The organism is Bifidobacterium samirii (assembly GCF_003952945.1).
In the GTDB taxonomy this organism is placed as follows: domain Bacteria; phylum Actinomycetota; class Actinomycetes; order Actinomycetales; family Bifidobacteriaceae; genus Bifidobacterium; species Bifidobacterium samirii.
Window position 1 is genome coordinate 72,070 of sequence record NZ_QXGK01000009.1, and the last position, 14,244, is coordinate 86,313.

At 65.7% G+C, this 14,244-nt stretch carries 12 protein-coding genes; 7 read left to right on the forward strand and 5 right to left on the reverse strand.

Annotation, left to right across the window (positions count from 1 at the left end; translation table 11 throughout):
* Positions 1–103 precede the first annotated feature (103 nt).
* Complete coding sequence (locus tag D2E24_RS05830; RefSeq protein ID WP_164521032.1) at positions 104–2,125, reverse strand: AMP-dependent synthetase/ligase; 2,022 nt, start codon at positions 2,123–2,125, stop codon at positions 104–106.
* Between the two features lie 289 nt (positions 2,126–2,414).
* Here D2E24_RS05830 and D2E24_RS05835 point away from each other — a divergent pair, with 289 nt between their 5' ends.
* Genes D2E24_RS05835 through D2E24_RS05845 form a run of 3 tightly spaced genes read left to right on the forward strand, consistent with a single transcriptional unit; the run spans position 2,415 to position 5,336 of the window.
* Positions 2,415–3,545: an NAD(P) transhydrogenase subunit alpha gene (locus tag D2E24_RS05835; RefSeq protein ID WP_125968386.1), complete on the forward strand. Its 1,131-nt coding sequence runs from the start codon at positions 2,415–2,417 to the stop codon at positions 3,543–3,545.
* A 33-nt stretch (positions 3,546–3,578) separates the two neighbouring features.
* Positions 3,579–3,884 carry an NAD(P) transhydrogenase subunit alpha part 2 gene (locus tag D2E24_RS05840; protein ID WP_125968387.1) on the forward strand — a complete coding sequence of 102 codons (306 nt, stop codon included), beginning with the start codon at positions 3,579–3,581 and terminating at the stop codon, positions 3,882–3,884.
* Complete coding sequence (locus D2E24_RS05845; protein WP_125968388.1) at positions 3,885–5,336, forward strand: NAD(P)(+) transhydrogenase (Re/Si-specific) subunit beta; 1,452 nt, start codon at positions 3,885–3,887, stop codon at positions 5,334–5,336.
* Between the two features lie 101 nt (positions 5,337–5,437).
* Here D2E24_RS05845 and D2E24_RS05850 read toward each other — a convergent pair whose 3' ends face one another.
* Positions 5,438–6,427 carry an alpha/beta hydrolase gene (locus D2E24_RS05850; RefSeq protein ID WP_125968389.1) on the reverse strand — a complete coding sequence of 330 codons (990 nt, stop codon included), beginning with the start codon at positions 6,425–6,427 and terminating at the stop codon, positions 5,438–5,440.
* A 319-nt stretch (positions 6,428–6,746) separates the two neighbouring features.
* Here D2E24_RS05850 and D2E24_RS05855 point away from each other — a divergent pair, with 319 nt between their 5' ends.
* The 4 genes from D2E24_RS05855 (at position 6,747) to D2E24_RS05870 (ending at position 10,774) form a co-directional block, all read left to right on the forward strand.
* The gene (locus tag D2E24_RS05855; RefSeq protein ID WP_125968390.1) at positions 6,747–7,313 is read left to right on the forward strand and encodes a 50S ribosomal protein L25/general stress protein Ctc; all 567 of its coding nucleotides are present in this window, start codon (positions 6,747–6,749) and stop codon (positions 7,311–7,313) included.
* 264 nt (positions 7,314–7,577) lie between these two features.
* Positions 7,578–8,705, forward strand: coding sequence for a branched-chain amino acid aminotransferase (locus tag D2E24_RS05860; RefSeq protein ID WP_125968391.1), 1,128 nt, complete (start codon positions 7,578–7,580; stop codon positions 8,703–8,705).
* 394 nt (positions 8,706–9,099) lie between these two features.
* Positions 9,100–9,879 carry a trimeric intracellular cation channel family protein gene (locus tag D2E24_RS05865; RefSeq protein WP_164521033.1) on the forward strand — a complete coding sequence of 260 codons (780 nt, stop codon included), beginning with the start codon at positions 9,100–9,102 and terminating at the stop codon, positions 9,877–9,879.
* Positions 9,860–10,774 carry a Fic family protein gene (locus D2E24_RS05870; RefSeq protein WP_125968392.1) on the forward strand — a complete coding sequence of 305 codons (915 nt, stop codon included), beginning with the start codon at positions 9,860–9,862 and terminating at the stop codon, positions 10,772–10,774. The genes D2E24_RS05865 and D2E24_RS05870 overlap by 20 nt, the downstream gene beginning before the upstream one ends.
* A gap of 76 nt (positions 10,775–10,850) precedes the next feature.
* Here D2E24_RS05870 and D2E24_RS05875 read toward each other — a convergent pair whose 3' ends face one another.
* Genes D2E24_RS05875 through D2E24_RS05885 form a run of 3 tightly spaced genes read right to left on the reverse strand, consistent with a single transcriptional unit; the run spans position 10,851 to position 14,095 of the window.
* Positions 10,851–11,561: a hypothetical protein gene (locus D2E24_RS05875; RefSeq protein ID WP_125968393.1), complete on the reverse strand. Its 711-nt coding sequence runs from the start codon at positions 11,559–11,561 to the stop codon at positions 10,851–10,853.
* 13 nt (positions 11,562–11,574) lie between these two features.
* The gene (locus D2E24_RS05880; RefSeq protein ID WP_125968394.1) at positions 11,575–13,809 is read right to left on the reverse strand and encodes a hypothetical protein; all 2,235 of its coding nucleotides are present in this window, start codon (positions 13,807–13,809) and stop codon (positions 11,575–11,577) included.
* A 4-nt stretch (positions 13,810–13,813) separates the two neighbouring features.
* Entirely contained in the window at positions 13,814–14,095 is a 282-nt protein-coding gene (locus D2E24_RS05885) for a hypothetical protein (protein ID WP_125968395.1), read from the reverse strand.
* Positions 14,096–14,244 lie beyond the last annotated feature (149 nt).

Genomic DNA, 14,244 nt, shown 5'->3' on the forward strand with positions numbered 1-14,244 from the left:
CGAAGGCGGGGCGGTCCCTTTCCGGGACCGCCCCGCCTTCGTCGTCATACCGTGCATACCGTGCATACCGTCGCCGGATGCGGGCGCACCCGGCGACGCGGCGTCACTTGCGCTTGGTGTACATCTGCGTGTTGAGCAGCGTCGCGTAGCGCTTGATCACCTTGGGGCGAATCACCTTCATCGAGGCGGTCATCAGCCCGTTCTCCTGCGTGAACTCCTCGGGCAGGATGATGAACTTGCGCACCGATTCGGCGCGAGAGACGCCCTCGTTGGCCTGGTCGACCCACTTCTGCACCTCGGCGCGCACCGCCGCGTTCTCCGCGGCCTGCTCGAGCGTCATGTCGCGGTCGAGGCCCTTGGCCTCCAGCCACGGGCGCAGCGACGACTCGTCGAGCGTGACGAGCGCGGAGATGAACGGGCGCTTGTCGCCCAGCACGAGCGCCTGGGAGACGAACTCGCAGCGCTTGATGACCTCCTCGATCGGGCCGGGGGCCACGTTCTTGCCGCCGGCGGTGATGATCAGGTCCTTCTTGCGGCCGGTGATGTACAGGAAGCCGTCGTTGTCGAGGCGGCCCAGGTCGCCGGTGGCGTGCCAGCCGTCCTCGCTGAACGCGCCCTCGGTCGCCTCGTCGTTCTTGTGGTAGCGGTGGAAGACGACCGGGCCGGCGATCTGGATCTCGCCGTCCTCGGCGATGCGGATCGAGAAGCTCGGGAACGGCACGCCGACCGAACCCTCGTGGAACGGCACGCCGAGCGGGCTGAACGAGCAGGGGGCGGTCGTCTCGGTCAGGCCGTAGCCCTCGTAGACGGGGATGTTCGCGCCGCGGAAGAAGTTCATGAGCTCCGGGTCGAGCGGCGCGCCGCCGGAGACGATCCACTTGGCGCGGCCGCCCAGCGCGTCGCGCAGCGACTTGTAGACGACCGGGTCGAAGGAGGCACGGCGCGCGGCGGTCAGGCGCTTGGCGCGGCCGAGCGAGCTGACCTCCTTCATGTACTGCTGGGCGGCGGTGACGGCGGCGGCGAACACGACGCCCTTGGCGCCGTGGCCGGCCTTCTGCGAGGCCGCGTTGTACACCTTCTCCAGCACGCGCGGCACGACGATCATGACGGTCGGGCGCGCCACCTGCAGGTCGGCGAGCAGCGTCTGGATGCCGGTGGCGATGTAGACGTGCAGGTTGCTGGCGACCACGATGTAGTTGATCGCGCGGGCGAAGGTGTGCGCCTGGGGGAGGAACAGCAGGATCGAGCCGTCCTTGTCGTGCATGAGCAGGTCGGGCATGTAGTCGCGCAGGTTGAACGCGTCGGTGCAGTAGTGCTCGTGCGTCATCTCGACGCCCTTGGGCGCCGACGTGGAGCCGGACGTGTAGATGATCGAGCACAAGTCGGTCTTCCTGAGGGACGCGATGCGCGCGTCGAGCTCCTCGTCGCTCACCGAGTCGCCGTACGCGGCGATCTCGTCGAGGCCGCCGGTCTCGATGCAGATGATGTGCTCCAGGGACGGGCAGTCGTCGATCGCGCCGTCCGCCTTGTCGCGCATGTCGGTGGTCTGCACGATGAGCAGGCGCGCGTCGGAGTTGTCGACGATGTTGCGGATCTGCTCGGCCGAATCGGTGTCGTAGATCGAGGCGAGCACGCCGCCGCACGCCATGATCGCGCAGTCGGCCAGGTCCCACTCGTAGGAGGTGCGGCACATGAACGCGACCGTGTCGCCCTTCTTCAGGCCGTAGTGGATCAGGCCCTTGGCGACCTGACGGGCCTCGGCGAGGAACTCGTCGGCGGTCTTGGTGACCCACTCGCCGTCGCGCTTGAACGTGTACAGCGGCTTGTCGCCCATGCGTTCGGCGCGGTCGCGGTACACGTCGTAGATCGTCGTGTGCTCGGGCAGCGGGGGAATGCCCTCGGTCCGGGCGGTCAGCAGACCGGTGGCCGGGTCGACGAACGTGGTCGTCGGATATCCCGGACCCCACTCGTCGGTGTGGGGCAGCTCGACGACGGTCTCGCCCGGCGTGTACTCGGGGCGGTCCGAGGCGTCGTCGCCGACAGGGTGGACGAAGTCACCTCCCAGCCGCAACGCCTTCTGCATCAGGCCGGCCGCCTGCTTGTTCAACGAGGTGATGACGGACACGAAAACTCTCCTTGGAAAATCGCGAACCATGCGATGATGGTCTTCTCAATCTCCGAATGATAATCGCGTTTCGCCCGCCCGTCACCTTACGGTGGCGTAGGCGGAGGGCGGCGTGGCGTGCGTTCCGGAGCGCGCCCGGCCCCGCGATCCGATGGGCCCCCGGAAGGCTTTCGGGGCGGGGCTATTCATTAAATGGACCGCCGTGCCTCAAGATTCGGCGTCCTCGCTACACTGTACCGCTGTATGCCAGCACACTCGGATGTGTGTGATTAGTGAAGAAAGGGCTCTCATGGCTGCAACCCAAGAAGCCACCGTGGTCTTCGGTGTTCTGAACGAGACATCCGAAACCGAGTCCCGCGTCGCGCTGACGCCGGACATCGTCACCCGGTTGCGCAAGGCGGGCGTCTCCTGCCTGATCGAACGCGGCGCCGGACGCGCCGCCCAGTACACCGACGACGACTACGTCAAGGCCGGCGCCGAAGTGCTCGCCGCCGACGAGGTCATCGCCAAGGCCGACGCGCTCGGATTCGTCGACCGTCCCTCCGCCGCCGTCCTCGGCCGCATCAAGCCCGGCACGTGGGTGATCGGCATGCTCGGCTCGTTCACCGACGCCGACTACGTCGCCGCGCTCGAGAAGGCCGGCATCGTGGGCGTCGGCATCGAGAAGCTGCCGCGCCAGCTCAGCTCCGCCCAGTCCATGGACGAGATGACCTCCCAGAACTCCGTCATGGGCTACAAGGCCGCGCTCGTCGCCGCCAACGCCTACGGATCGTTCTTCCCGATGATGACCACCGCCGCCGGCACCATCCGCCCGGCCAAGGTCCTCATCCTGGGCGCCGGCATCGCCGGCCTGCAGGCCATCGGCACCGCCAAGCGCCTCGGCGCGGTCGTCACCGCGTACGACGTGCGCCCCGCCTCCCGCGGCGAGGTCGAATCCCTGGGCGCCAAGTTCCTCGACCTGGGCCTCGACTTCTCCGCCGGCCAGGGCGAGGGCGGCTACGCGCGCGCCCTGAGCGCCGAGGAGCAGGCCGCCCAGCAGGCCGCCGTCGACAAGAAGGCCGCCGGATTCGACGTCATCATCACCACCGCGAAGGTCCCGGGCCGCAAGCCCCCGATGCTGCTCACCAAGGCCGGCGTCGACGGCCTCAAGCGCGGCGCCGTGATCGTCGACTGCGCCGCCAGCGAGCTGGGCGGCAACGTCGAAGGCTCCAAGGTCGGCACGCAGGTCACCGAAGGCGGCGTCACCATCATCGGCGCACCCTACCTGGCCAGCGAGGTCGCCAACACCGCGTCCAACCTGCTGGCGCGCAACGTGGCCGACGTGCTCGCCCACTTCGTGCGCGACGGCAAGCTGGGCATCGACCTGTCCCAGGAGCTCGACGACGCGCTCGTCGTCGCCGGCCGTCCCACCGCCGCGTAGGCGACGCATCCCAAGGAAAGCGAGAAAAGAACCATGGATATCGTCGTAGCGATCACCCTGTTCGCCCTGGCGCTGCTCATCGGCGTCGAAGTCATCGGCAAGGTGCCCGCCACCCTGCACACCCCGCTCATGTCGGGCGCCAACTCCATCCACGGCATCGTCATCGTCGGCGTGGTCATCGTCGCCGCGCACGCCACGTCCGTGCTGGCCTGGGTGTTCATCTTCCTGGCCGCCGTGCTGGGCACGATGAACGTCGTCGGCGGCTACGTGGTCACCGACCGCATGCTGGAGATGTTCAAGTCCGACAAGTCGAAGAAGAAGGACCAGGAAGGCAAGTAAATGCAGACTATCGAAGCGATGCTGAGCACCCCGCTCGGCGTGGTCGAATGGTTCGTCTACCTGTTGGCCGCCGTGATGTTCGTCGTCGGCCTGCACCTGATGAACTCCCCGAAGACCGCCCGCAAGGGCAACCTGATCTCCGCGGCCGGCATGGTCATGGCGTGCGCGATGGCGTTCATCGTGCTGTTCGCCGGCGAGATCGCCAACGGCTTCCAGCACGGCGTGGCCGTCGCGCTGCTGATCGCGGGCATCGCGATCGGCGCCGTGGCCGGCGTGTGGAGCGCCAAGAAGGTCAAGATGACCGACATGCCGCAGCTCGTCTCCGTGTTCAACACGGTCGGCGGCGGCGCGGCCGCCCTCGTCGCCCTCAACGACATCCTCAACTCCGAGGACGCCTCCGGCCCCGGCATCGTCGTGCTGATCACCGCCGGCCTGGGCATCATGATCGGCTCGGTCACCTTCACCGGCTCGCTCGTCGCCGCCGGCAAGCTGCAGGGCGTCAAGTTCCTGCGCAAGCTGACCCTACCGGCCAAGGGCGTGTGGAACGTCGCGTTCATCGTCCTGACGGTCGCCTCGTTCGTCATGCTGTGCGTCCAGCCGGCCAACGCCGTGCTGTGGTGCGTGCTGACGACCGTGTTCGCCCTGTGCTACGGCCTCGTGTTCGTCATCCCGATCGGCGGCGCCGACATGCCCGTCGTCATCTCCGTGCTCAACGCGTGCACCGGCACCGCCGTCGCCATGAGCGGTCTGGCGATCAACAACATCGCCCTGATCGTGGCCGGCGCCCTCGTCGGCGCGGCCGGCGTGACCCTGTCCATCGACATGTCCAAGGCCATGAACCGCCCGCTGATGAGCGTCCTCGCCGGCGGCTTCGGCGGCGGCTCCTCCGCGTCGGCCGACGCCGAAGGCCCCGAAGGCACGATGAAGGAGACCACCGCCGACGACGTGGCCGTCCAGCTCGTCTACGCGGAGAAGGTCATCTTCGTGCCCGGCTTCGGCCTGGCGCAGGCGCAGGCCCAGCGCGAGCTCGCCGACCTGGGCGAGCTGCTCAAGGGCCACGGCGTCGAGGTGTCCTACGCGATCCACCCGGTCGCCGGCCGTATGCCCGGCCACATGAACGTGCTGCTCGCCGAGGCCAACGTGCCGTACGAGGAGCTCGTCGACCTCGACGACATCAACCCGCAGTTCCCGTCCTCCAACGTGGCGCTCGTCGTCGGCGCTAACGACGTGACCAACCCGGCCGCCCGCCGCGAGGGCACCCCGGTCTCCGGCATGCCGATCCTCGACGTCGACATGGCCCAGAACGTGGTCGTCATGAAGCGCGGCCGCGGCAAGGGCTACGCCGGCATCGAGAACGAGCTGTACTTCAAGGACAACACGCAGATGCTGTTCGGCGACGCGAAGTCCGGCCTGCAGGCCGTCATCGCCGCCGTCAAGGAGCTGATCGCGTAACGCCGTCCGGCTCGCGAAGGCGATACGACTAGGGCGGCGGTTCCCCGGGAGGGGAGCCGCCGCCCTTCTTCATGTCCCGGGCGTCGCGCCCGGGCCGGCCGTCACAGGCCGAACGTGCGCGTGACGAAGCGCTCCACCTTGCGCCAGTACACCTCGGGCGCCGCGACGGCGGCCATCGTATGCTCGGCGCCCGGGACGAGCAGCGCCTGACGGTCCAGGCTCGCGCACGCGTCATGGTTGCGCTGCAGGCAGGACGGGGATACGAACGAGTCGGCGCCGCCGTGGACGAACAGCATCGGGATCGTCGTATGGCGCAGCGCGCGCGTGCACGACGCGTCCTCGAACCGCCATCCGGCGCGCCGGCGGCACACCAGCGACGAGAGCGTGACCATCAGACGCGCCACGGCCCGCGGCATGCGGAACATCGAACGGGCGACCTGCGTGAACTGGTCGGTCACCGACGCGTAGCCGGAATCCTCCACGGCGGCGACCACGTTGCGCGGCAGCCGCGGATCGCCGGCCGCCATCATCACCGTCGCCGCGCCCATCGAATTGCCGTGCAGCAGGATGCGCGCCTGCGGGTCGGAATCGACGACCAGACGGATCCAGTCGAGCAGGTCGTTGCGCTCCAGCCATCCCATGCCCACGTAACGGCCCTCGCTCAGCTCGTGCGCGCGCTGAGCGGGCACGAGCACGGTGAACCCCATGCGGGCGTATCGGTGCGCCCAACGCGCCATCTCCGCAGGCTCGCCCGTATAGCCGTGGCAGCAGATCGCGAACAGGTGCGGCTTCGGATCGGCGCAATCCGGGTCGAACAGCCAGGCGTGCAGCAGCAGGTCGTCGTCGGACACGATCGTGACCGGCTGCTTGGCCTCCTCGAACCATGCCGCCGCGGCCGCGCCCTCCGGATCGTCGAACGGCGCGCCGGCCGCGTCGGCACCGGCCTTGCGGTCGGGGGAGAACATCGAACGGGGCGCCTTCGTGTCGAGCGCGAACGAGAACAGCCCGTTCGCGCCGAGCGCCGCGGCCGCGCCCAGCGTGCCGACGGCCGTCGCGGCGGAGATGATGACGTTGCGGGTGATGCGCTTCATTGCAGCCTCGATTCGATCGATCCGATATACCGCAACCATTGTAACGGCGCGCGGCCGCTCCCGGCGGGAACGACCGGCGGGGGAGTCCGGCGCGCCCGACGCCGACGGACGGACGCGCCGGACCGTCGTCCCGGCCGCCGTTGTCCGGACCCGCGGTATACTTGACGACTGTTGCTTTGGCGAGGGAGACGCCGTCCGCGCGGCGGACGCGGCTCCGTTATCGACTCGGCGCAAGACCGGCTTCCGTATGGGGCGTTCTGCGGCGCGTCGTGGCGTCAAAAGACAGAACGACAAGTAACGAGACCCATAAGGAGTCGACATGACCACCACCATCAAGCTCGAAGGTGAAGTGCGCAACGAGTTCGGCAAGGGCGTCGCCCGCCGCATGCGCGTCGCCAAGCAGATCCCGGCCACCGTGTACGCGGGCGGCGAGACCCCGGCCTTCATCAAGCTGCCGATGAAGGAGACCACCCTGGCGCTGCGTCACACCAACGCCCTGTTCTCCCTGACCGTCGACGGCAACACCGTCATGGCCGTCGTCAAGGACGTGCAGCGCAACCCCGTCAAGCGCATCATCGAGCACATCGACTTCTACGAGGTCAAGGCCGGCGAGAAGATCGACGTCGAGGTGCCGGTGTTCGTCGAGGGCGAGCCGAAGGGCGCCGCCGTCGCGTTCGTCGACATGCAGGAGCTGAAGATCCGCGCCGACGTCGCCAACCTGCCGGAGCGCATCGTCGTGAACGTCGACGGCCTGACCGACGGCGCCAAGGTCCTGCTCAAGGACGTCGTCCTGCCGGAGGGCGCCGAGCTCGACATGACCGACCTCGAGGAGCCGGTCGTCACCGTGACCGTGCCGGAAGGCGAGGGCGAGGCCGACGCCGAGTGATCGCGGCCGCCGGCCATCCGATGACGGCCGGCGCAGCATCATCGACCGCGTCGGGTGAAGGCTGACCGCAGCCGACCCCACCGATCCCCGAAAGGAGCCCACATCACGTGGGCTCCTTTCATAATGTGAACCCTCCACGGGCCGCACGGGCGCGCGTGTGAGAGAGTATCACCAGAAGCCGGCGCCAGAAGCGCCGGCGGCACATCAAACCGTATGACCGCCACGGATTCCGCGGCGCACGCATAGCAGAAGAAGTGTGAAGCAATGACCGAACAGACCCATCACGATCCGGAAGCGCTGAACAAGCTCGCCGAACCGTTCACCATCCTGCCGAACGACAACCTGGCCTCCGACGCCAAGCGCGAGCAGCTCATCGACAAGCCGGCCTTCGGACAGCTGTTCTCCGACAGCATGTCCCACATGAGCTGGACCAAGGGCGAAGGCTGGGGCGACCGCCGCGTCGAACCGTACGCGCCGCTCAAGCTCGACCCGGGCGCATCCGTGCTGCACTACGCCCAGGAGTGCTTCGAGGGTCTCAAGGCGTACCGCCACGCCGACGGCTCCACCTGGATGTTCCGTCCGGACGCGAACGCCGAACGCTTCCAGGACTCCGCCAAGCGCCTCTACCTGCCGGAACTGCCGGTCGACGACTTCCTGGGCGCCTGCGCCGCGCTCGTCAAGCAGGACGTCAAGTGGGTGCCGACCCGCCGCGAATACACGCTGTATCTGCGTCCGTTCATGTTCGCCTCCGAGCCGTTCCTCGGCGTGCGCGCCCCGCACGAGGTCGACTTCTGCGTGATCGCCTCCCCGTCCGGCCCGTACTTCCCGGGCGGCGTCAAGCCGGTGAGCATCTGGGTGGAGGACAAGTGGTTCCGCACCGGCCCCGGTGGCACCGGCTTCGCCAAGTGCGGCGGCAACTACGCCGCCTCCCTGCTGGGCGAGTACAAGGGCATCGAGAACGGCTGCGAGCAGGTGTGCTTCGTCGACGCCGCCACCAAGACCTACCTCGAGGAGCTCGGCGGCATGAACATGATGGTCGTGCACAAGGACGGCCACGTCGAGACCCCGTCGCTCACCGGCAACATCCTGCCGGGCGTCACCCGCCGCTCGCTCATCCAGCTCATGCAGGACCGCGGCATCGACGTCGTCGAGACGATGATCGCGCTCGACCAGCTGCTCGAGGACATCAAGTCCGGCGAGGTCACCGAGGTGTTCGCCTGCGGCACCGCCGCCATCATCACCCCGATCGGCCGCTTCAAGTCCGACAAGTTCGACGTGACCGTCGCCGACGGCGGCTCCGGCGAACTCACCTGCTCGCTGCGCGACGAGCTCCTCGGCATCCAGCTCGGCGAGATCGAGGATCCGCACAACTGGATGTGGAAGGTCTGCTGACCTTACTAAGTCCGTATCCGGGGGCCCTTGCAAACGTCAATGTTTGCAAGGGCCCCTGCTTTTATCGGATTTGAAGTCCGCGTGGTCCGTCTCGTCATTCTGCAATATTCTGCAACATCCTGTTTCGGCGCGAAAGTCATCCGGGTGCATCCAACATCCTTGGCGGAAGATTCGCAGCCGACACGCAATCGGCATGTCTGCGTGTCGGCTGCGAAGTTTCAAGGGCTGACATCTTCACTTTGGACACGCAAGCGTGTCAATCGCGCGTCCGTTGCGAAGATTCAGCCGTGTCGAGCGTCTGGAACCTGCATCACGCGGGTCCGCGCGCGTCGCCTCAGGTCGATACGGTAGGCTCAAGAGGCGAATGCACGACCGGCGAAGGAGGATGGACCCTATGGAGCTGACGTTGGAGAGCAACGCCTTCTTCCTGGGGGTCGAATACCTCGCGATCTTCTGCAGCGGCCTGATGGGCGGCCTGTGCGCGGTGCGCAAGGGCTATGACCTGATCGCCATGATCATCACCGCATGGCTGACCGCATTGGGCGGCGGCATCGTACGCGACGTGATGCTCGGCGACGTGCCGCCCATCGGCATCGCCGACCGCGGATTCGTCATCACCGCGCTCGCCTCGGGACTCGCCGTCGCCGTCGTCCATCCCGAAGTCGACAAGCTCAGATGGTCGATGCTGACCATCGACGCGCTCGCCGTGGCCATGTTCGCCGTCATCGGCACCGAGAAGGCGATCCTATACGGCACATCCGGCATGACGGCCGTGTTCATGGGCATGTTCACCGCGCTCGCCGGCGGCCTCATCCGCGACATGCTGCTCAACGACGTACCGCTGGTGATTCGCGACCGGCACTGGTATGCGGTACCGTCCGCTCTCGGCTGCATACTGACCGTGTTCGTCTGTCGTGGCGCGCAGTTCGGCATCCTCGACGACACCGCCGAAGCCGGTCTCGACGTCGCCATCGTGATCCTCATCGTCGCGCTGCGTCTGCTGTCCGTCCGATTCGACATCACGATGCCCGGCGCGATGCACCGCAGCGAGCCGATCCTCCCCGCCGACCGCCGTCACGGCGATTGCGAGGACAAGCCGTCCGGATCCGACCGTGACGACGATTCCGACAATCCACCCGCAATCGGAGGCGACCATGGGTACGACGCTAGCTGAATGGCTGAAACGCGAACGCGACCAGAAGGTGACGCACGGCCTCTACCACAACACCCAGCTCGTGTTCGCCTACAACTCGAACCATATGGAGGGGTCAACCCTCACCGCCGAACAGACGGCGCAGCTCTACGACACAGGGGAGCTGCTGCCGGACGGCGACGACATCATCCGCGCCGACGACGTGATCGAAACCACCAACCATTTCCGCGCATTCGACTGGATGCTCGACCACGTCGACGATCCGGTCGACAAGACGTTCGTCTGCACGCTGCACGCGATGCTCAAACGAGGCACCCGTCAGGAAACCGACCCAGACCGCAACGTCGGCGGATGGAAGATCCTTCCCAACGTCATCAACGCCATCCAAGGCGTGCACACGGTACTGCCCGCCGACGTGCCGAAGGCCATGGAACTCGTATTCGACGAATTCGCCCGGCTCACGGACGACCCGTACGCCATCGCCCACGCGCACTGGATGTTCGAGACCACCCACCCGTTCTCCGACGGCAACGGGCGCGTCGGACGACTCGTGCTGTTCAAGGAACTGATGCGACTCGGCGCGGTCCCGCCGCTCATCCGCGACGAGAACCGCGCCTTCTACATCCGCGGACTATCCCGGTTCCTCAAGGAACCCGGCTACCTGATCGACACGCTGTTCACGGAACGGGACTACTATCTCCGGCTCATCGACATGCTCGCCCCGGGACGCATCGACTGCACGTACGTGGATGAATGGTCGGACCGAGACGCGGCGATGCAGGCGCTCACAGCGAACCCGGCCGTCAACCCCTACGTGAAGGACCGCTGGGACACCGACGACATGCACCGACGCGTCCCCTCCGAACGGCTGATCCTCGGCGCCGGCTTCGTGCCGTCGGATGCAGGCGCTCGTTGAACAAGACGGCTAGATAGAGAGACATCCCGTCATTAGGATGCCATCTGTGCAGAGCCATGACATCAATATGACGGGGCTACGAGGGCTGCACTTGGAAACCGCAGAATCGTAGCAGGTCGGCAAGCAGGGGCGCGTATTCCACGCGCGCCATACGGCGTTGCCTGTCGGTGACGTCACGCAACGGCCAGGTCAGCATGAAGAAGCACTGCCAATCCGGAGAGCTACGCGGAACACGGTTCAGTTCGATGATGACATGGCCGTCGTCACCGCCCGGCCGGATACGCGCCTTGGCGCTTGCGGACGACGACGTAGCCTGTGCCGGGGTAGGAGCGGACTCAGTCCGTGCGGGGCCCTTCGCGATGAATCCCATGCCGGATATGGGCGGCCTGTCGTCCATATCGGTCGGGTCGGCTAGTCCGAGCCGGATGCGCGCATACGTTCCTGCCGGAGCGGTATGCATAGCCGCGCACCGGTACAGTCCGTCCTCAGTCTTCACTAGATCGCGCATGGCGGCCAGCGTATGCAGGATGGATGCAAGTCCGCGAGCGCCGGCGGCGTCGTAGAACCGATACCAGTCGAGGATGCCGGGGTAGAGGTCCGCGAGATTGCGTAGCCAGATGGCGCTTTTGCGGATGATGGCCGATTCACTCACGCCGTATGCGCCGCCGTATCCGTCGTCCAGGCAGAACGCCTGCATCCAGAAGCGCAGGGCGGAGTATGAGACGCGGCATGCGAACCGTGTGTCGTCTTCTCCGCCCATACGGTGCAGTCCGAGATCGCCTGCCATCGTCCGTAGGAGGTCACCCGGCATGACGGCTCCGTCCGATGCGTTCCATCAGACGCTTGGCCGCATCGTTGCCGGCAACGATGGCGGGTTTCGTCGCGTCCGTTCCGGAATCGGCGTAGATGCGTAGCGCGAGATGGGGTGCGATCCATGAATCCCCGTCTTCCGGCCGGTCGAATCGTGCGGATACGGAGGCCGGGAGCACAAGCGACGAGTAGGGCATGTCTGCGATCTGCCTGCGCAATCCCGACAGTACGCCGATCAGCCTCTGCCTATCCGCGGGAACGGTTGTGCGATTCTTGCCGGAGCGGGACAGCTGCTTCGGCGTCAGAGGCAGTCTGATGTACCGTTCTGTGGGCAGGTAGAAGATATGGTCCCAGATCTCTCCGGCGATGAGACGCAGGTTGCCGTATGCGCCGACCGGGAGGATGAGCGTCGTATCGAGGTCTAGTCGGGATAGGGCGAACAGCAGGCTTTCGTTCACGGTGTCGATGGGGCCGTCCAATACCAGCACGTCCGTATCCTCGTCGGACAGCATCCGATCCAAGGCCGCGGCGTCATGCCAATCGGCGGGAATGCCGACATGTTTCGCCGGCCGGCCATTGCCGGCATACGACAATGCGTTGGCGAGCGGCGCTGCGAAGGCGGAGTCGACGGCAACCAGCCGAGTGGCGGAGAGGGAACGTTCACAGGCTTGAGCCAACGAGCTCAGAGCCGCCGAGGAGCCATCGACCGAGATGACGCCGAAGGCCTGGAGATTGTCCGCCAGCGTCTCGGTGAAATCCTTCTCCCCTTGCCGGACCTGAATCGTGGGATAGCTGAGGGGGCGCACGGTTGGGGCCGTCGGGGTCTCAGAGGTGGCCTTGGGCGGAAGGGAGGAGAGCGTCGCTTCCAATGATCGCATCACCGTGTCCAAACCAAGCTTGAGCGCCACGTCGTTTTCAAGCCGGTCCAGTGCCTCGCTGCGCTGTTCGTCGAGTCTGCGAAGCTCCGCCTCCTTCAGCTTTTCGAGTTCGGCAAGATCCGTTTCCGCCTGCTTGTTGACCCGTCGGACTTCGGCGTTGGCCTGATCGAGCCGGCGGTTCATGTCGTCGACCTGTTGCCGCAGCGGTTCGATGAGTGTTGTGAGACTCTTATACGAATCGGATCGGGACCGTACCTGTTGCTCCAGTTGCGACAGTTCATCGCGTTTCTGCTGGAGGCCCTGTTCGAGTGCATGGCGTCTGGCGGTGCATTCGGCTTCGATCCGGGACAGTTCGTCCTTGCGGGTCCTGTCGAGTTCACTGTGCAGCTCTTGGCGGCACACCGTGACGCACTCGTCTTTGAAGTCAGGATTCCGAACGAGGACATCATGCGCCAGTTCCTTCATCCGTTCATCGTCGTTGACGAGACGGGCGATGGCCTTCGTCATTTTCCGCGTATCGGAGGTCGACAGCGCGATGCCGAATTCGGCAAGATTCTGAGGCGACCGCATGGCCTCGTCCAGCATGGCGGAGAACCGCGGCCAGTCGATGCCGGAACCGATGCCGTGGACCTTGTCGAGGTACCGGCGCATGTAGTGCAGCGCATATTGCCGCAGCGGGCGGATGAGCACCGCGCCCTGCGATCGAGGCAGCTCGGGGTTGATATATACGGCGCGGTCATATTCTCCGACGAATCGGTCGCCCGGAAGATATTTGATGTCGTGGCGGGCGATCTCATAGTGTTCCGCGCTCAGCGGCGCATCTGTCCTGAGACGTATACGGTTGCCGGAAAGGTCCAGATCGGCCCTATCCAGCAATACGGCGTCATAATGGTCGCCTTCGTCCGCGTACAGCACGAGCACCTGTGCCGTCGGCATGCCGGCATACGTCCATCCGTCCGCCAGCTGATTGCGCAGTTGCTCAAGGCTCTCAGCCGGATTGTTGATCACCTCATAGCAATTCGGGACGAGGTCATAGGGGTGCGTATACGGGTCCTTCACCGTCGGTCGTTCCGGATTGGCGGTATTCGGCTTCCATTTGACGAACAGGAAGTCCTCTCCGGATTTCTGGAGCGCATCGATGGTTTCTGGGCGATACAGCGTTTTGGGATCGTCCGGATCCGTCCGTCTTGAAACGTCATCGGATCGACACACCCATTGATATGATGCGGCGCCGTTGACGTCCCGCCGGTAATCGAGAATCCTTTCCAGATTGTCTATGCCGCGAAGGTTGCGGCGGGCGAAGCATACGGACGAACGGGTGAATTCGGAATCATTGATCCAGACCATGTCGTCAGGTCCTTTCTCGTAGTCGGGCGATGGCGGCGCCATGCGAGGGGAAAGTTTCAATCGAAGAAAGCCCCATACGCCGGTGTGCGATATCGGATCCATGCGTCAGCGGCGGGAGCGATACGACATCGTCGGGAGTTCCGATACCCGCAGGCTCGTCGTTCTGCGCGGCTTCCTCCGCGTCGATGACGGAATCACCGTCCGCTTCGTCGGGTTCTCCCCATTCGTCATGGAGATGGAGGTCTTCTGGGCGGCGTGGTCCGAGATAGACGGTGGTCCATGGCATGCGGGGCTGCGGTTTGAAGAATGGCTCTTCGCATTTTGGTGTGTAGGGGTGGTGGTTAGAGGTGAGTTTGGATGGCGTGTTTGAATCCGCCGGTGTGGAGCAGGCTTCTGGTGATGTAGTTGTCGAGGTTGCGGAAGCCGAGTGCGATG

What these genes read in the sequence shown, in the direction of transcription:
- D2E24_RS05835 (WP_125968386.1), top strand. Translation starts at nt 2,415, where the DNA reads ATGGCTGCAACCCAAGAAGCCACCGTGGTCTTCGGTGTTCTGAACGAG.
- D2E24_RS05840 (WP_125968387.1), top strand. Translation starts at nt 3,579, where the DNA reads ATGGATATCGTCGTAGCGATCACCCTGTTCGCCCTGGCGCTGCTCATC.
- D2E24_RS05845 (WP_125968388.1), top strand. Translation starts at nt 3,885, where the DNA reads ATGCAGACTATCGAAGCGATGCTGAGCACCCCGCTCGGCGTGGTCGAA.
- D2E24_RS05850 (WP_125968389.1), bottom strand. Translation starts at nt 6,427, where the DNA reads ATGAAGCGCATCACCCGCAACGTCATCATCTCCGCCGCGACGGCCGTC.
- D2E24_RS05855 (WP_125968390.1), top strand. Translation starts at nt 6,747, where the DNA reads ATGACCACCACCATCAAGCTCGAAGGTGAAGTGCGCAACGAGTTCGGC.
- D2E24_RS05860 (WP_125968391.1), top strand. Translation starts at nt 7,578, where the DNA reads ATGACCGAACAGACCCATCACGATCCGGAAGCGCTGAACAAGCTCGCC.
- D2E24_RS05865 (WP_164521033.1), top strand. Translation starts at nt 9,100, where the DNA reads ATGGAGCTGACGTTGGAGAGCAACGCCTTCTTCCTGGGGGTCGAATAC.
- D2E24_RS05870 (WP_125968392.1), top strand. Translation starts at nt 9,860, where the DNA reads ATGGGTACGACGCTAGCTGAATGGCTGAAACGCGAACGCGACCAGAAG.
- D2E24_RS05875 (WP_125968393.1), bottom strand. Translation starts at nt 11,561, where the DNA reads ATGGCAGGCGATCTCGGACTGCACCGTATGGGCGGAGAAGACGACACA.
- D2E24_RS05880 (WP_125968394.1), bottom strand. Translation starts at nt 13,809, where the DNA reads ATGGTCTGGATCAATGATTCCGAATTCACCCGTTCGTCCGTATGCTTC.
- D2E24_RS05885 (WP_125968395.1), bottom strand. Translation starts at nt 14,095, where the DNA reads ATGCCATGGACCACCGTCTATCTCGGACCACGCCGCCCAGAAGACCTC.